Below are 16826 nucleotides of genomic sequence, written 5' to 3'. Positions count from 1 at the left end.
AACCATGACCCCCACGCCCTCCTGGCCGGCCATCGCCGCGACCGGGCTCCGCAAATCGTTCGGTGACCAGGTCGTCCTCGACGGTCTCGACCTCGACGTGCAGCGCGGCACGGTGTTCTCGCTGCTCGGCGCGAACGGCGCCGGGAAGACCACCACCGTGAAGATTCTGTCCACATTGCTCAGTGCCGACGCCGGCGAGGCCCGGGTCGCCGGGCACGACGTGGCCCGGGAACCGGACGCGGTGCGCGCCGCGATCGGCGTCACCGGCCAGTTCTCCGCCGTGGACAACCTGCTCACCGGCGAGGAGAACCTGCTGCTGATGGCCGACCTGCACCACCTGTCCCGGCGCGACGGCCGGCGGCGCGCCGCCGAGCTGCTCGAACAGTTCGACCTGGCCGAGACGGGCCGCAAGCCGGCGTCCACCTACTCCGGCGGCATGCGGCGGCGCCTCGACCTGGCCATGACCCTGGTCGGCAGCCCTCAGGTGATCTTCCTCGACGAGCCGACCACCGGCCTCGACCCGCGCAGCCGCCGGAACATGTGGCAGATCGTCCGGGACCTGGTGGCCGGCGGCGTCACCATCTTCCTGACCACGCAGTACCTGGAGGAGGCCGACGAGCTGGCCGACCGAATCGCGGTCCTCGACCACGGCCGGATGGTCGCCGAGGGCACCGCGGAGGAGCTCAAGCGCCGCATCCCCGGCGGGCACGTCCGGCTGCGGTTCGCCGACCCGGCGGGCCTCGAGGCGGGCCTGCGCGTGCTGGGCCAGACCTCGCGCGACAACGACGCGCTCGCCCTGCGGGTGCCCAGCGACGGCAGCCTGCGCTCGCTGCGTGCCCTGATCGGCCGACTCGACGACCAGGCCATCGAGGTCGACGAACTGTCCGTGCACACCCCCGACCTCGACGACGTCTTCCTCGCCCTCACGGGCAACCCCACCGACGAGAAGGTGACCCGATGAGCACTACCACCCTGGCCGCTCCGGCTCCGGCGGCCCTGCGATTCCATCCGCTGCGCGACTCCGCCACGATGCTGCGCCGCAACCTCAAACGCATGCTGCGGTACCCGTCGATGACGCTGACGCTCGTCGGGATGCCCGTCGTCTTCCTGCTGCTGTTCGTCTACGTGTTCGGCGGCACGCTGGGCGCTGGGCTCGGCGCGGCGGTCGGCGCCGACGGGCGCGCCGCGTACGCGAACTACGTGGTGCCGACGATCCTGCTGATGACCGTCATGTCCACCGTCCAGGGCACCTCGATCTCGATCGCCATGGACATGACCGAGGGCATCATCGCCCGGTTCCGCACCATGCACATCGCCCGCGTCTCGGTGCTGACCGGGCACGTGCTCGGCAGCATGATCCAGGCGGCGATCGGCCTGGTGATCGTGGTCGGCGTCGCGCTGCTGGTCGGCTTCCGACCCGAGGCCGGGCTGGTCGGCTGGCTGGCGACGGCCGGCTTCCTGGCGGCGGTGACGTTCGCGCTGGTCTGGCTGGCCGTCGCGCTCGGCCAGGTGAGCAAGAGCGTCGAGACCGCGAGCAACGTGCTCATGCCGCTGGTCCTGCTGCCCTTCATCGGCAGCGGTTTCGTACCGACCGACTCGATGCCCGCCGGCCTGCGCTGGTTCGCCGAGTACCAGCCGTTCACGCCCATCATCGACACCCTGCGGGGCCTGCTGATGGACCAGCCGATCGGCAACAGCGGGTGGATCGCCCTCGCCTGGAGCGGGATCATCGCCCTGGGCGGATACCTCTGGTCGAAGCGCCTGTTCGACCGCGAGTCCTGACCGAACACCTGACTGGGGGAGGAACGATGTTCGACAGATGGGGAAGGTTCGTCGTCAGACGGGCGTGGTGGGTCATCGGCGGATGGCTGGTGGGGGCGTTCCTCATCATCGGACTGCTGCCGAGCCTCGCCGACATCACCAGCGGCGACCAGGGCAGCTTCCTGCCCGACAGCTACGAGTCGGTACAGGCGATCGACCTGGCCAGGACCGCGTTCCCGGAGCAGGCCACCTCCACCGCCATCGTGGTGGTCAAGCGCACCGACGGCGCCCCGCTGACCGCGGCCGACCAGGCCCGGGTCGGCCCCCTGGCCACCGCGATCGCCGACGCGCGCATCGCCGGGATCGGCCAGCCGCTGACCGGCCCGCAGGCCGTCGCGCCGAACAAGCTGGTCCAACTGATCTCCGTACCCGTCACCGCGGCCCTGACCGACCAGCAGGGCCAGATGGACGCGGTGAAGCAGACCCGCGAGGTGATCAAGTCCGACCTGGCCGGCACCGGGCTGAGCGCCGGCGTCGCCGGGCAGCTCGCCCAGTTCGTGGACAACAACGACACGTTCAACACCGCGTTCACGGTGGTCGGCACGGCCACCTTCGCGCTGATCATCGTGCTGATCCTGATCATCTTCCGCAGCCCGATCGCCGCCCTGCTACCGATCCTCGTCATCAGCGTGGTCCTGCAGGTCTCCTCGAACCTGATCGCGGCGGCCGGCAAGCTGTTCGACTTCAACGTGGACCAGAGCCTGCAGACGCTGCTGCTGATCGTGCTCTACGGCATCGGCACGGACTACATACTCTTCCTGCTGTTCCGCTACCGGGAACGGCTGCGGGCCGGCGCCGACAAGAAGACCGCGATGGTGTACGCCGTAGCCCGGGTCGGCGAGGTGATCACCTCGGCCGCGGCCGCCGTCATCGTCGCGTTCCTGGTGCTGCTGCTGGCCAGCTTCGGCGGCTTCGGCTCGCTCGGCCCGGCGCTGGCCATCGCCGTCTTCGTCATGCTGGTCACCGCGCTGACCCTGATCCCCGCCCTGGTCAGCCTGATCGGCCCGGCGACCTTCTGGCCGTCGAAGGCGTGGCGGCGCGAGCCGAAGGGCACCGCGTTCGCCCGGATCGGCGACGTGGTCGGCCGGCGCCCGGCGGTGACCGCCACCGCGTCCGGCCTGCTGCTGATCGTCCTCGCCAGCGGGGTCCTGCTGTTCAAGGCCGACTACGACTTCGCGGCCGGCTTCCCCAGCACCACCGAGTCCGCGAAGGCGGCCGCCGACCTGGAACGAGGCTTCCCGCAGGGCGCCCTCGACCCGACCCAGGCGTACCTGACCACCACCGACGGCAGCGGCCTGACCCCCGCCCAGCTCGACGGCTTCGCCGCGGCCGCCGCCACGGTGTCCGGCGTCGGCGGCGTGCAGCCGCCGGTCAAGGCCGCCAATGGCACGGTGGCCGGCTTCGGCCTGCTGCTCAACGTGAACCCGGCGTCCAACGAGGCCATCACCCTGGTACACGACCACCTGCGCGACGACCTGCACGCCGCCGCGCCGCCCGGCACCCGGGTACTGGTCGGCGGCACCACGTCGATCTACGCGGACATCAACTCGGCGAACAACCGCGACCTGTCGGTGATCCTCCCGTTCGCCGCGCTGCTCATCGCGATCATCCTCGCCCTGCTGCTGCGCAGCGTCGTCGCGCCGATCTACCTGGTGCTCGCGGTGCTGCTCAACTTCGCGGCAACCCTCGGCGCCGCCATCTACCTGTTCCAGGGCGCGGCCGGCAAGCCCGGCGTGACCTTCCAACTGCCGATCGTGCTGTACCTGTTCGTCCTCGCGATCGGCACCGACTACAACATCCTGATGATCGCCCGCCTCCGCGAGGAGGCCCGGGCCGGCAACGAGCCCCGGCCCGCCGCCGCGCTCGCCGTACGGCACGCCGGCCCGTCCATCGCCGCGGCCGGGCTGATCCTCGCCGGCACGTTCGCGGTGCTGGCCCTCGCGCCGGTCTCCTTCCTGCAACAGATCGGCTTCTCGGTGGCGGTCGGCATCATGCTGTCGGCGTTCGTGATGTCGATGTTCCTGGTGCCGGCGCTGACCGCGCTCCTCGGCCACGCCGCCTGGTGGCCGGGACACGGCGACGTCGCCAAGGGCGCGGCCGACACCGCACCGGACCAGCCCCCGGTACCGGCCGGCTCGAACTGATCCACCCGACGATGCCCGCCCGGCCCGACAGTGGCCGGGTGGGCACCGCTTCGTCAGGCGAGCGTCACGTCGACCCTGGTCACCTCGAGCCGGGGCAGGCCCCACCGGGTGAGCAGGGCGTCGACGACATCGACGGACGCGGCCCAGTCCGCACGACCGTTCATCCCGGCGGCGAGCAGGTTCGGCGGGACCTGACCGGAGCCGAGGAGCTGCTGCCAGCGCGGCACATCGCACTCGAGATACTCCAGCGCGGGCAGCGCGGCCACCACGTCGAGATTCGCGACCGCCGCGGCCCGGTTGACCACCAGGGAGCGGATCCCCCGATGTCCGGCGAGGCCGGCGAGGTCCACCGGCTCGGGCGCGGCGCCTACGAACAACACCTCGGCCTCGGGGCGAACGTCGGCCACGGTCCGGCCGCGAGGGCCGATCCGCGCCAGCAGACCGCCCTCCGGCGCGAGCTCCTCCGGTTCGGCGGGGCGCCGGGTGAGCAGATCGGTCAGCGACGACGCGATCCACCGGGCGCCGGCGGGCGTCTCGTGGTCCACGAAGAGGATCTGCCCGACGTGTCCGCGAGGACCCGGCGCCAGGTCGACGACGAACAGATTCCCGCCGAAATCATCACCGATGGCGAACCACGCCCGCGACGCGGCCAGCGCCTGCACACGCCCGTGCGGATCGGGCGCGACGACCTCGATCGCGCCGTCCGGCCAGGAACCGTACCGGGCGCGGGGCTCGAGATACTCCCGGGCCGCCGCATCGTCCAGCGCGACGATGCTCATGCCGTAGAACAGGTCCGACCCGGCCTCCGGCAGCACCAGGTCCCCGGCGCCGGCCGTCAGGTACAGCGCCCGCACGTCCTCGGGCAGCGCGGCACCCAGCGACGACTCGGCCTCCGCCAGCGCCGATCCGGACGCCGGCTCCGCGTCGGGCAGGATCCGGCGCACCAGTTCCCGCACCGCGTCCGGGTCGGCGTCCGGCGACACGGTCACCCCGTCGGACGGCACCGGCAGCCGCCGATACGGCTCAGGGTCCGACCGCGCATCGAGCAGCACCGACTCGAGGATGTTGCTGCCCATCCCGAACGAGACGTGCGACGTCGCCCCGACGATGTCCACCTGGCCGCCGTCGCGGGTCACGAGCCCCCGAATCGCCACGCCCCGGCCGTCGACCAGGGCGCCGACCGCCTTCAGCGCGTCGAGGGCCGAGCTGCCGCCCTGCCGCGATTCGCCGTCGTCGAAGGTCGAGCCGCCGTACGCGCCGGGGTGAACTGTGCCCCGGAACTCGGTCTCCGCGGTACCGGCCGGAGCGCCACCGCGCAGAGCCGACAGAAACGGTCGCCAGAGGTCCGGCTGCTGCAACGCGTCATCGATCACCGGCAGATCGTAGCCATCCGGGCCCGGCCGCCGTCGCGGCTATTGGAGTTTGACGCGGCCGCCGCTCAGGTCGGTCACGATGTCGCGCAGCTGCGCCTTGGCCGGGAGTCCCTTGGCCAGGCCGTAGGTCAGGGCACGGTCGCCGCGGCGCTTGCCCTCCCGCTTCGCCCAGCGTTTGTGTTCGGCCGCGTCATCGCCGGCGAGATCCGTCCAGGCCACGGGGTCGATGGTCAGGGTGCGCGCAACGATCGACAGGGCCTGCACCCGCTCCCAGGTGAGCACCACGTCCCGGCGCAGCAGCCGGCCGTCGGCGCTGAGCCTGATGCCGGACCGGTCGAGCACCGGGTCGGCCTTCGGCAGCCGGCCCGGCCGGGCGAACCAGGCGATGCACACCGGGACGGTCAGCACGGCGAGGAAGCCGGGCGCGGACAGGTACACCAGCTGCAGGGTGCCGGTCATCGTCAGCACGGCGAGCAGGATCAGCACCGGAAGGACGAGGGCCAGCCCGAACAGGAAGAAGGCCCACCGAACGCGCCTGCGCCGGTTCAGTGGAAGCGTCAGGGTGTCGACCGCACCTGAACGTGCGGATGGGTTCGTCCTCGCAGGCATCGGTAGATCATGCACGACCTGTGGTCAGCCGGACGACTCCAGGCGGCGGTTGAGGTCGGCGAGGTAGGGCAGGTAGAGGCGGGCGCCGGCTGACGATGCGGCCTCGATCGCGGCGGTGAGCAGGGTCGGGGCGTCCGGGTCGCGGCGTGTCACGGACAGGGCCGCGGCTGCCCAGCGTGCCTCGTGCCGGCCGAGTGCCGGGCCGGTGGCGAGCGCGCGGGTGATCAGGCGGTCGGCCTCGGCGAGTCGGTCCAGGTCGATGCAGACGAGGGCGGCGCGGGCCGCCGCCCAGCAGCCGAACAGGTCGAGGTTGGCGCAGAGATCCAGAGATTGATGGAACGCGTCGAGGGCGGCCGGCAGGTCTCCCTTCATCTGGTACGCGATGCCGGTCGCCCGCCACGCCGTCGCCGTCCAGCCTCGGTGTCGCAGCCGCCGGGCGATGGCCAGCGCCTCCCGGCCGGCGGCGAGTGCGTCGTCGGGGCGGCCGAGGGCGGAGAGTGCCTCGGAGCGGTGCCACAGCGCGTACGTCTGGCCGTCCGGGTGGCCGAGGGTGCGGGCCACGTCGAGGGCGCGTTCGGTGTCGGCGAGGCCCTGCGCGGCGCGGTCGAGCAGGACTCGGCCGTGCCCGCAGGTCGAGCGCGGGGTGACCGTGCGCATCAGGTCGCCCGAGCTTTCGAAGAGGTGCGCGGCGCGGTCGAGTTCGTCGACGCCCTCCTCGATGTTGCCGTGCAGAAAGGCGGCCATCGCCCGCGCGTCGAGGATGCGGGCGGCGCCGCGTGAGTCGCCCGTGCGGGTGTGGATGGCCAGGGCCTCCGCGGCGCGGGCGGCGGACCGGTCGGGCTGGTCGAGGTTCATGTCGATGACGGCGGCGACCTCGAGCACGGACGCCCGGGCCCGCTCGTCGGTGCCGGCCTCGATGAGGGCGAGCTCGGCGACCTCGGCCGCGCGCCGCATGTCGTCGGCGCCGGAGTCGAGGGCGGCGAGCTGGGCCAGTACGGCCGCGCGGGCCGGGCCGCCCGGATAGCCGGCGAGGGCCGCGCGGAGGTCGTCGCGGGCGGCGGCGATGTCGCCGCGGCGGCGGCTTGCCTGTGCCCGGGCGGCCAGCAGCCGCGCCCGGACCGGGCCGTCGGCGCCGCCGGTCGCGAGGCCGGCGTCGGCGAGCTGGCCGGCCTCGGCGTCGGCGACCTGGTCGAGGGCGTTGGCGGCGGCGCGGGCGTACGCCTCGGCGGCGCGGGTGACGTCGCCGGCGCCGAGCCAGTGCCGCGCCTGTTCGGGCGCGTCGCCGTGCTCGCCGTCGAGGACGGCGGCGAGCCGGGCGTGCAGCCGGGCCCGAGTCGCGTCGGTGAGGCCGTCGACGACCACCTCGGCGACCATGTCGTGCGCGGTACGCCAGCCGTGGTCGCCGAGGCGTACCAGGTTGGCCGCGGCCAGCTCCTCCAGCGGGCCGAGCAGCTCCGGGGCCGACAGTTCCGCGGCCGCCGCCAGCGTCTGCGCCGGCGTCTCGCGGCCGAGCAGCGCCAGGAGGCCGAGCACGGTCGCCGGCCGGCCGGTGTGTGCGGCGGCCCGGTCCGCGATCGCCCTGCGCTGCCCGGCGCGGCCGGCCTGCCGGGCCCGTCCGGCGGCCGCCGGCGCGGCGGCGGGCCGGCGGCCGTCCACGTCGGCCGCTTCGAGCAGGCCCTCGGAGTGCAGCAGCCGGAGCACCTCGGCGACCGCCATCGGCGTCCGGTCGGTCTCGGCGGCGAGCGCCGCGACGAGCTCGCCGTCGTCGACGAGGTCGGCCAGGGCGGACTCGAGGAGCCCGCCCAGCTCGATCACCGGCGGGCCCGGCAGCCGGCGTACCAGCTCCGCCGCGCCGGCGGGCAGCTCGTCGGGCCGGTATGCGAGCACCAGCCGGGGCCCGGCGACGCTGCCGAGCAGCTGGACGCTGCTGGGGTCGGCCCACTGCAGGTCGTCGACGACGAGGGCGCGGTCCGGGTGCGCGGTGAGCAGCCGCCGGGCCGCCTCCAGGACCAGGGCGTTGCGGGTCTCCGGGTCGAATCCGGTCGGCGGCGGGTCGAGCTCGGGCAGCAGCTCGGCCAGCGCCGCGCGGAGCCGGCCCGGCAGCGAGCCGAGGGCCGGGGTGTCCGCGGCGAGCAGTTTCCGCAGCAGCGTCCGGGCCAGCGACCACGGTTCGTCCCGGTCCGCCCAGGACGCGGCGACGCCGACCGCGGGCACGGCGGCCGCGACCTGCTCCAGCAGCCGCGACTTTCCGGTGCCGGACCGGCCGGCGATCCGCACGACGCCGTCCGGCAGGCCGGCGACGACCTGGCGGACCACGGCGTCACGGCCGACGAACGGCAACATCCCGAAACCGGCCCGCGGCTCATCCCGTACGGGATGGGAGCGCAGCAGCCGGCGGTGCAGTTGCGCCGCGGCCGGGGACGGGTCGAGGCCGAGCTCGTCCGCGAGGCCGCGCCGGTAGGTGTCGAAGCAGGCCAGCGCGGCGACCCGGTCGCCGGCCGCCGCCAGCGCCCGCACCAGGGCCAGCGCCGCGGTCTCCCGGAGCGGCTCGGCCGTGGCCGCCGCCGTCGCGTACTCCACCGCGAGCGCCGGCGCGTCCAGCGCGGCGGCGAGCTCCGCCGCGCGTTCCCAGGCGAGCTGGCGTGCCTGCAGCACCCGGGTCCGGTACGGCTGGGACCAGTCCGCGTACAGGTCCTCGGGCAGGGGCTCGGCGGCCGGGCCGAGCGCGTCGCGGTACACCGCCAGCGCCGCACGCCCGTCGAGCCCGCCGGCCCGCTCCAGCGCCGAGAGGAAGACCTCGGTGTCCACGACGCAGTCCGGTGGACCGCTCAGGGCGTACCCCTGTGGTCCGGTGTGGATCAGCGCCGGGCGGCCGACCGCCCGGCGGGCCCGGTTGACCAGAACCTGCAGGTTGCCGGCCGGGTCGGCCGGCGGCCGCTGCGGCCACAGCGCCGCGATGAGCAGGTCGTTGGGCACGAACCGGCCCTGCCGGGTGGCGAGGACGCGCAGCAGCGTGCGCACCTTGCGGCCCTGGTACGCCGACTCGTCCACCGCACGGCCGTCCCGCACGACGACGAAGCGGCCCATCAGGCGTATCTCGACGGCCGCTAGATTCCCGCCAGCTGTCTGCAAGGTGGTGCTCCTAGCGTCGGGTCGACGGAAACACCGAGATCCGGAGGGCACGATGTCCGCACAGACCACGCAACATGTCACGTTCGCCAAGCCCGACGAGGTCCGCTCCTTCGCCAACGGCAGGCTCGAGCTGCTCAACATCGACGGGTCTGCCATCGGCCGGCTGGTGCTGGAGCCGGGATGGCGATGGTCCAACGACGTCAAGCCGGGCGCCGGCACGCAGCTGTGCGAGGCGCCACACTTCCAATACCACGTGGCGGGCGTGCTGCGTATCGCCATGGCGGACGGAACCACCTTCGACGCGGGTCCCGGCGACGTGACCTCGCTGCCGGCCGGTCACGACGCCTGGGTCGTCGGCGAGGAACCGGTCGTCGTCGTGGACTGGTTCGGCGCGAGCGAGTACGCGAAATGACCCGGGAGCTGTACACCCGCGCCGTGGCCTGCTTCGACGCGGTGCTGCGCGCCGTGCCGGGCGACCGCTGGTCCGCGCCGACGCCGTGCGCCGGCTGGGACGTACGTGCGCTGGTCGATCACGTGGTGCGTGAGGACCGGTGGGCGGCCGAGCTGCTGGCCGGCCGGACCGTCGCCGACGTCGGCGACCGCCTCGACGGCGATGTGCTCGGCGCCGATCCGGTCGCGGCGTGGGGCGCCGCGAGCGCGGCGGCGGTGGGCGCGGCGGCCGCCGCGAACGACGAACCGGTGGCCCTGTCCGCGGGGCCGACGCCGGTCGACGAGTACCTGCGGCAGCTCGCCGCCGACCACGCCGTGCACGCCTGGGACCTGGCCACGGCCACCGGGACGAACCTGCGCATCGAGGCGGGGCTGCGCGACGCCGTGACCTCCTGGTTCGCGCCGGTCCGGCGGGCGTACCAGGATCAGGGCCTGGTGGGTCCCCGCATTCCGCTCGGCGAGCCGGCGGAGGCGCAGGCACGCCTGCTCGCGATGTTCGGCCGCTCCGAGGCGCTCGCCGCCGTCCAGCGGTTCGGCGACGCGTTCGACGCCAAGGACGTTTCCGCGATCATGGCGAACATGACCGCCGACTGCCTGTTCGAGTCGACGTCGCCCCCCGACGGTGTCTGCCACCGCGGCGCCGACGCCGTCCGCGCCGCGTGGCACGGGTTCTTCGAGACCGCCGGCGATCACCGGTTCACCACCGAGTCACGCATCGTGGCCGGCGACGAGGTGGTCGTGACGTGGCGTTACGACTGGGACGGCGGGCACGTTCGCGGTGTGGACCTCTTCCGCGTACGGGACGGGCTGGTCGCGGAAAAGCGCGCGTACGTCAAGGGATGAGACGCGAAACGGGCGCCCCCGGGGAGGGGCGCCCGTTCGTTGCCGGGATGCGGGTCAGCGCGCGAGCGCGAGGCCCTGCTTGTCCGAGAACTTGCCGATCGCGATCATGATGAAGTCGATCAGCGTCCAGACGCCGAGCCCGCCGAAGGTGATCAGCATGAGGATGCCCGTGCCGACCTTGCCGACGTAGAAACGGTGAACGCCGAGCGCACCCACGAAGAAGCAGAGCAGCAGGGTGGCGATCCAGGACTTCGAGCCCGTGGCGGCGGCGGTTTCGGTGGCGGTCATTTCGCTATCTCCCCTATGTTGGCATGCGTAAAAATCGATGCACGATAGCGAGGCCCGGCATCCGAATGCAAGATCCAGGTGCGGGCGTCGACCTGCTTGACGCGACGAATATTGATCATCGCTTTCTCGGCCGCGGTCGAAGGCGATCAGGTCGGCGGGGGCTCGATGTCGCCTTCGAGCCGCATGTCGCCGGCCGCCGCGCGTACCTCGGGATGGTCGGCGCCCAGGAGTTCCTCGAGCCGGCCCAGCGATTCACGGAACAGGGCGACGCCGCGTTCCACCTGGCCGGCGGCGCGGAGGTCGTGCGAGAGGTTGACGGCGCGCATCAAGTCGTACGGGTGCCGCGTCCCGCCGCGACCCGGCCGCAGCATCTCCTCGGACAGGGCCAGCGCCTCGGCGTGCCGTCCGGCCAGCGCATGGTCCGTGGCGAGCGACGTGCCGGCACAGATCGTGTACGGGTGCTCGCCGCCCAGCGTCTCCCGCAGCCGCAGCCACGCGTGCTCGTCCCGGGCGTACGCCTCGTCGAGGTTGCCGGTCGCCCGGTGGAGAATGGCCCGGTTGACCTCGGCCGCGAGCCGCAGTGGGTGATCCTCGCCGAAGTCGGCCCGATAGCGCGAGAGCGCATCGTCGGCGAGCTCCCCGGCCTCGCCCAACTCCCCGACCTGGCGCAGCGCGTTGGCCAGGCTGAGACTCGCCGCCACGGAGAACTCGTGACCACGGCCGAAGCGCTGGATCGTGCGCTCGTGGTTGACGCGCATCACCTTCAGCGCCTCGGTGAGGCGGCCCAGCTTCCGCAGGGTGATCGCGTGGGTCCGCTCGGACAGGAGGACGGATCCGTGGCCCGCGCCGAGCAGGTGCTCCTGCACCGGTAGCCATTCGCTCAGTCGGCTCAGCGCGGCGGGATAGTGACCGAGACCGTAGTAGTCGCGGGCCACGTTCAGGTGGGTCTGGACGGCAATCGCGTCGACGATGCTCTGATCGGCCCAGTGTGAGGCGATCTGCTCGTCGAGCCTGAGCGCCTCAGCGAACTCGCCGATCAGCCGGTAGTCGACCGCGAGGTTGCCCTTCACCCTCAGCGTGTATGCCTCCTCGTCCCCGAAGACCTCGCGATGCAGCCGGAAGCTCTCCTGGTCGAACGCCAGTGCCTCGCGATAATGACCCTCGATACGCATGACGTGACCGCGCTGGTTGCCGGTGATGAGGGTGTACGGGTGCTCCGGCCCGAGCAGCGGGCTGCGCAGGAACCGGTTGTACGTGTCCTCCAGCAGGTCAGCCGCCGTCCGGCTGTCGCCCAGCGCGCGGGTGGCGTTCGCGACCTGTGCCCGGGCCAGTAGCGTCGACAGCCCGCTCGGCCCTAGCGACTGCTCGGAGACGTTCTTCGCCCACTCCTCCGCTGCCCGGCCTGCCAGCGTTCGGCTGTTCTCGTAGTCGCCGACGATGTAGAGGTAACGCGCATGGTCCAGCACGGTCTGCCGGCCCTCGTGGGTGCCGGAGTGCACCATGTCGGCCGGGGTGAGGTGTGGACCCATCTCACTCTGCAGCTCCAGCTCACCGACCTCGTCCGGGTCACCCGGGCGCGCCACCGCCAGCAGGCGCTGGACGTTGCGCTGAGTCTCCACGCGCAGCTCCGGCGTCAGGGTGTCCCGCAGCACGCGCTGCACCAGGCGGTGCACCTGCACCCGGGGGGACCGGTCGCCGGACCTCGGCGCGGCCGCCGAGGTGGCCCTGCCGGCCGTGCGGACCAGCCCGTACCGCCGCAGCTCGCGGACGATGCGCCCGGTCAGGATGGAGTCGCCGAGGGCCTGGCGCAGCGGGCCCGAGATGTCGGCGTTGGCGCCGCGGCGCAGCAACGACAGCCCGATCGGCTCGCCGCCCAGGTAAGCGAAGAGCGCGAAGAACTGTGCGGCGGCCGCGTCGGCCTTCTCGAGCTTCTCGAAGGCGACCTCGACGAACGCGGCGACCGTATGCGGGTAGCCGGCCGGCCTACCCTCATACAGCAGCTCGATGCGCTCGTCCAGCAGGTCGAGGTACTCCCGCACGGGCATCGCCGTCGCCAGGTACCACGCCGCCGCCTGTTCGAGCGCGAGCGGCAGGTCGCCCAGCTTCTCGGCGAGTTCGTCGGCCTCGCCCTCGGTGATCGGCGAGACGTCGGGGTCGTCGCGCGTGCGCCTGGTGAGCAGCTCCACGCTCTCGTCGCGGCGGAACACATCGACCTCGATCGGGATGCCGAGCGTGCTCCACTCCTCGATCCGCGTCGTCACGATCACGTGGCCGCCGGTGGACGGGAGGAGCGGGAGGAGCGCGGACGGCTCGTCGGCGTTGTCGTAGACGAGCAGCCAGTCCCGGTCGTCACCGCCGACGGCCAGCCAGTTGAGCACCGTGCGGGCGGTCTCCTGCTGGTCGTCGGCGATCGGCAGGCCGACGCGCCGGGCCAGCTGGGTCAGCGCGGCCAGCACCGTGGTGGTCTGCTCGGCGGGGATCCACCAGATCAGGTCGTACCGATGAAGATTGCGATGCACGTACTCGATCACGAGCTGGGTTTTGCCGACACCGCCGAGGCCCTTGAGCGTCTGCGGGAGGACCGACGTCGCGGAGTTGTCGGAGAGCTTGCTGCCGAGCCGTTCGAGCAGCTCGACGCGGCCGGTGAAGTTGCGGTTACGGATCGGGATGTCCCCGACGATGCGGTGGTGGTCCGAGTCCGGCACGGCTTCTCATCTCCGAAGCGGTGGGCCATCGAAAAGTCGGTTCACAGTGGAGCTCGTCGGGTTCAGTCGTTGAACATGAACCATTCTCCTTGGCTGGCCGTCCGTGGTGGCTATGGCCCCTTGTTCAGGCGGTAACCGGGCCAGGTCCACTCTATCGCGTACGTCTTGCCGGGAGTCGGGTCCGGAACGGTCAACTCCGCTCGCCGCTCACTCGAGTCGTAGTCGATCGCCAGCCGCTGCAGGTTGCCGATGTCCTTCAAGGCACTCCGTCGCTCAACCGCCCAGATGTCCTTCTCCCTTGGCCCGCTGTTCGGGAAATTCACGCAGAGGACGAGCAGGTCAAGGGATTCGCGAACCGTTCTCGTGAGCTGGAAGTCCATACGCCGATTTACATCCTCCAGGTCCTGCCTGATCTTTATCGTGGTCCGCTCTCCCCGCTGGAGTGGGCGAAGCAGCTTGACGTAGTAATAGGTCCAGCCTTCGTAAGTCATATCGGGATGCGTCAGGAGCAGCTGCGCCGAGGTTTGCAGGGAGAGTCGGGCCGGACCGTGGCCGCTCCACCGGTACTTGGCCTCGAACAGGCTCACGTTCGGCCGGATCGCCTCCAGCTGTATTTCTATGTCCTGCCGCTGACGCCCGTGGTCCTTCTTGTCGAACGTGAAATCGTACCGTATCGATATGACACGGTATCCCCATGGCGAAACGCCGGCATTGCCCAATCGCCGATGAATGAGGAAACCACCCGCCGCGGACACGGCAATAAGAAGCAGCGCGGCTACGATCAACCTTACCGAAGGGACGGATCTCGTGAGATACAAGGCGCCCGCGGACAAGATTCCCAGCGCCCCGACAACCCAGGCGCCATTCCGTGCGGCGGATATCCAACTCGACACATCAAGGATCTTTTTGTGGAGTGAATTTGCCACCCGGATCCCCCCGCACCCGCCGTCAAGATCAACCTTTTGGATCTCTATAGCGGTCGCGAAGTTCGTGGCCCCGCCAGCCGCATCGTACGGGCGTTCGGTGGAATAAGGAACCCACTCCACTTCCAATGTGGCCACACGAGGGCTGGATGAACTTCGCTACTTCGCGGTAGGCTGGATCGAGCCGCCTGGCACCGACGATGAATGATGTCTCGTCGAGGTCCGGCGCGTACCGTGCAGCCGTCCGCGACGATGCACGTGCACCGTCGTTTTTGCACCATCTGAACGAAAGTCGTCCCTTATCGGGCAGAAACCTGGTGCCAAGTCCTCGGTCAAAGGCTTTCGTCGGTACGGTTGCCGCGTTCGCACACCGCACTGCGGAGCGAACACGAAAGAGGCCCGCCCCCTCGCCGGCTGTTGCAGCAGTCGGCTTGCACGAGAGGACGGACCGTCTTCCGGTTACCGGGCCCTGTCTAGTCGGTCAGCTGGCCAATTGGCTAGTTGATCAGCTAGGCAGGTCCCCATCCGTAGCCGTTCTCCAACGGACTCTCCTTGCACCTTCGGTGGACCCGTCTATTTGACGGACCGAACGCGTGACCAGATGGCGAGACGAGAACGGGTCCAGGCCACCTGTAAGCGAATCAACCTAAGGGTTGCCTTTCCTGCAGGGCCGATGAAACAGCCTATGGGTACACGAAGTTCGGCCATGCCGTCAATTGCCAGAGGCCGAGCAACGGGCGCAAGTCGTTCGAGCAGATGGTGACATCACCGTTCTCGATGCGGAACACCTTGGCCATCTCGAGTTGGGTGCAGCCGGCTGCCTCGCGGGTTTCGCACAGCGCTGGACGTACGCGACTGCGCGCGACGGTTGGCGAGACGACCTCGTCCAAAAGTTCCTTCAACGTCGAAGAGATTAATGCCACCTCGCTGGCTGTCAATTAGCAGTCAGCGAGGTCGCGGACATCTTACTCACTGTCCTATCAGAACGAGATGTGCTGCGTGGGAGGTTCACCGAAAGGAGATGAGTCATCCCATGGAGACGCAGCGTGGTCCCGTACACACTCCAGTAGATCTTCATTGGCCGCCGCAGCGCCCGCTTGACCTGGTTGAACACTTACTTCTCGCCGCACCATACGACGACGCCAGTGGGACGACGGCCGGCGCATCGGGAACAAGGTGGCGACCCTCGTACAGGTCGGTACGAGGGAGACGCGGAGCGCCTCGGTGCTCCTAACGAGTCAATCGCCCATCGGTGACGAGACTGTCCGGGTCGCGATAGACGGTGCGGGCGTGTCAGTGAATGCCCTGGTTCTCCAGCTCCCACGCGGACCTGATCCGGGCCAACGCCTGTTCAGCGGCCCGGGCGGTCTCCGCCGGCACCGGCTCGGCAAGCATCGCGTCCACGGTCCGGCGCAGCGCGGCCGCGAACCGCACGCCGTCCGCGGTCAGCGCCCCGGACTGCTCAACAGCGGTGAGTCCTCGCTCGACCTGAAGGCGGGACTTCGCGAAGCGAAGCTCCGCGTCGGCGACCGTGCCTCGTAGGGCGCGCCAGGTGTCGGCGACGCCGACGAACGCGTACACCCCCTGCAGCAGGCCGGCCAGCGGCCGCGGATCGGTACGCCAGGGCGCGAAGTACCTGCCGTCGTCCGACGGATCGGTCAGCTGCTTCAGTTCCAGCAGGGCGCTGAGCTTGGAGTGCTGGAACTCGTGCACCAGAGTCACCGCGAGCTCGTCCGGGGAGGTGGGCCGGGTCAGGCCGCACGCGCCGAAGACGTCGCGCAGTGACGCACTCAGCGCGGAACCGCGTCCCTTGTCGATCAGCGGCACCAGCGAGCTCAGTCCGGCGCTCAACTCGGCCGCCCGATCGGGCAGAAGGTCGGTCAGCAGCTGCCACGACTCGGCGACCAGGGTCCGCCACCGCTCCACCTCGGCAGGCCCGAGCCGTCCCGCCGGTGGCGCGTGATGGCCGTGCCGATACGGATGCAGATCTTCCAGATCGAGCCGTACCGAACCGGCGTCCAGCTTGCGGAGCGGCAGCCAGGCAGCCGACCCGGCGACCGGGTCCGCGGGCACGTCGACGCGCGCGCCGTCGACGACAACGCTGATCCGGCCCTGCGACGTCATCGCCTCGACCTGGTCCAGGCCGTCGGCGACGACCGCACCGAGTCCGGGCAGCATGGCGACGCCGTGGTCGACGGGGATCGACACGGATCCGTCGATCTCCGCGGCCGCCGCCGCCACCAGCGCGATGGCGGCCAGGTGGGCCAGGGTCCGGGGATCCGGATTCCGCCGAGCGGCGCCCCGGCCCGCGATGGCCGCCCATCCGCCGACCATCGGCGCCCGGATCACCGCGGCGAACCGGTCCGGGGCCGCCGACCGGGACCGCTCCAGCAGATCACGGAGCGGCTCCGGATCATCGGGTACGCGGGTGAGCAGGAACTCGATCAGCAGAAGGTGCCGGCTGTACCGGGTCGCCCGCAGCATGCGGACCGCGTCGGCTCCACCGAGCCCGCTGCCGAGGTTGTCGAACATGGACGG

The 16826-nt window shown here is 71.2% G+C and carries 13 protein-coding genes; 5 read left to right on the top strand and 8 right to left on the bottom strand.

The genetic code is table 11. The annotated features are described in order from the left end of the window. Positions 1-4: 4 nt before the first annotated feature. From ACIBSW_RS13385 to ACIBSW_RS13375, 3 genes are read left to right on the top strand one after another with little or no spacing between them, the layout of a single operon-like run. Complete coding sequence (locus tag ACIBSW_RS13385; RefSeq protein ID WP_354722585.1) at positions 5-961, top strand: ATP-binding cassette domain-containing protein; 957 nt, start codon at positions 5-7, stop codon at positions 959-961. Continuing rightward, a complete protein-coding gene (locus tag ACIBSW_RS13380; RefSeq protein WP_354722584.1) occupies positions 958-1782 on the top strand; it encodes an ABC transporter permease in 825 nt (274 codons plus the stop codon). The genes ACIBSW_RS13385 and ACIBSW_RS13380 overlap by 4 nt, the downstream gene beginning before the upstream one ends. Before the next feature lie 26 nt (positions 1783-1808). Continuing rightward, positions 1809-3965, top strand: a complete 2157-nt coding sequence (locus ACIBSW_RS13375; protein ID WP_354722583.1) for an MMPL family transporter — start codon at positions 1809-1811, stop codon at positions 3963-3965. Between the two features lie 53 nt (positions 3966-4018). Here ACIBSW_RS13375 and ACIBSW_RS13370 read toward each other — a convergent pair whose 3' ends face one another. The 3 genes from ACIBSW_RS13370 to ACIBSW_RS13360 are packed head-to-tail and all read right to left on the bottom strand — an operon-like array spanning position 4019 to position 9079. Then, entirely contained in the window at positions 4019-5338 is a 1320-nt protein-coding gene (locus tag ACIBSW_RS13370; RefSeq protein ID WP_354722582.1) for an SMI1/KNR4 family protein, read from the bottom strand. 39 nt (positions 5339-5377) lie between these two features. Further along, positions 5378-5947 carry a hypothetical protein gene (locus ACIBSW_RS13365; protein WP_354722581.1) on the bottom strand — a complete coding sequence of 190 codons (570 nt, stop codon included), beginning with the start codon at positions 5945-5947 and terminating at the stop codon, positions 5378-5380. Positions 5948-5971: 24 nt separating this feature from the next. After that, complete coding sequence (locus tag ACIBSW_RS13360; RefSeq protein WP_354722580.1) at positions 5972-9079, bottom strand: AAA family ATPase; 3108 nt, start codon at positions 9077-9079, stop codon at positions 5972-5974. 52 nt (positions 9080-9131) lie between these two features. Here ACIBSW_RS13360 and ACIBSW_RS13355 point away from each other — a divergent pair, with 52 nt between their 5' ends. Both ACIBSW_RS13355 and ACIBSW_RS13350 read left to right on the top strand, forming a co-directional pair. Next, entirely contained in the window at positions 9132-9491 is a 360-nt protein-coding gene (locus tag ACIBSW_RS13355) for a cupin domain-containing protein (protein WP_354722579.1), read from the top strand. Then, positions 9488-10372: a TIGR03086 family metal-binding protein gene (locus ACIBSW_RS13350; RefSeq protein WP_354722578.1), complete on the top strand. Its 885-nt coding sequence runs from the start codon at positions 9488-9490 to the stop codon at positions 10370-10372. Before ACIBSW_RS13355 ends, ACIBSW_RS13350 begins: the two co-directional genes overlap by 4 nt. A 54-nt stretch (positions 10373-10426) precedes the next feature. On the opposite strand, the gene ACIBSW_RS13345 is transcribed toward ACIBSW_RS13350, so the two are convergent. The 5 genes from ACIBSW_RS13345 to ACIBSW_RS13325 form a co-directional block, all read right to left on the bottom strand. Beyond that, complete coding sequence (locus ACIBSW_RS13345) at positions 10427-10660, bottom strand: TM2 domain-containing protein (protein ID WP_184996812.1); 234 nt, start codon at positions 10658-10660, stop codon at positions 10427-10429. A 146-nt stretch (positions 10661-10806) separates the two neighbouring features. Further along, entirely contained in the window at positions 10807-13365 is a 2559-nt protein-coding gene (gene fxsT, locus ACIBSW_RS13340; protein ID WP_354722577.1) for an FxSxx-COOH system tetratricopeptide repeat protein, read from the bottom strand. 110 nt (positions 13366-13475) lie between these two features. Next, positions 13476-14426, bottom strand: coding sequence for a hypothetical protein (locus ACIBSW_RS13335; protein WP_354722576.1), 951 nt, complete (start codon positions 14424-14426; stop codon positions 13476-13478). Between the two features lie 545 nt (positions 14427-14971). Continuing rightward, positions 14972-15178 (bottom strand): hypothetical protein, encoded by a 207-nt coding sequence (locus tag ACIBSW_RS13330; protein WP_404799323.1) that lies wholly within the window; start codon positions 15176-15178, stop codon positions 14972-14974. A gap of 403 nt (positions 15179-15581) precedes the next feature. After that, a complete protein-coding gene (locus ACIBSW_RS13325) occupies positions 15582-16820 on the bottom strand; it encodes an aKG-HExxH-type peptide beta-hydroxylase (RefSeq protein ID WP_354722574.1) in 1239 nt (412 codons plus the stop codon). Positions 16821-16826 lie beyond the last annotated feature (6 nt).

This window comes from Actinoplanes sp. NPDC049668 (genome assembly GCF_044465445.1).
In the GTDB taxonomy this organism is placed as follows: domain Bacteria; phylum Actinomycetota; class Actinomycetes; order Mycobacteriales; family Micromonosporaceae; genus Actinoplanes.
This window is presented reverse-complemented; position numbering and strand designations above follow the sequence as displayed.

Excerpts from the sequence above, each read along its gene's own strand:
- ACIBSW_RS13375 (WP_354722583.1), top strand. The coding sequence starts at position 1,809 with ATGTTCGACAGATGGGGAAGGTTCGTCGTCAGACGGGCGTGGTGGGTC.
- ACIBSW_RS13380 (WP_354722584.1), top strand. The coding sequence starts at position 958 with ATGAGCACTACCACCCTGGCCGCTCCGGCTCCGGCGGCCCTGCGATTC.
- ACIBSW_RS13365 (WP_354722581.1), bottom strand. The coding sequence starts at position 5,947 with ATGCCTGCGAGGACGAACCCATCCGCACGTTCAGGTGCGGTCGACACC.
- ACIBSW_RS13350 (WP_354722578.1), top strand. The coding sequence starts at position 9,488 with ATGACCCGGGAGCTGTACACCCGCGCCGTGGCCTGCTTCGACGCGGTG.
- ACIBSW_RS13345 (WP_184996812.1), bottom strand. The coding sequence starts at position 10,660 with ATGACCGCCACCGAAACCGCCGCCGCCACGGGCTCGAAGTCCTGGATC.
- ACIBSW_RS13355 (WP_354722579.1), top strand. The coding sequence starts at position 9,132 with ATGTCCGCACAGACCACGCAACATGTCACGTTCGCCAAGCCCGACGAG.
- ACIBSW_RS13385 (WP_354722585.1), top strand. The coding sequence starts at position 5 with ATGACCCCCACGCCCTCCTGGCCGGCCATCGCCGCGACCGGGCTCCGC.
- ACIBSW_RS13325 (WP_354722574.1), bottom strand. The coding sequence starts at position 16,820 with ATGTTCGACAACCTCGGCAGCGGGCTCGGTGGAGCCGACGCGGTCCGC.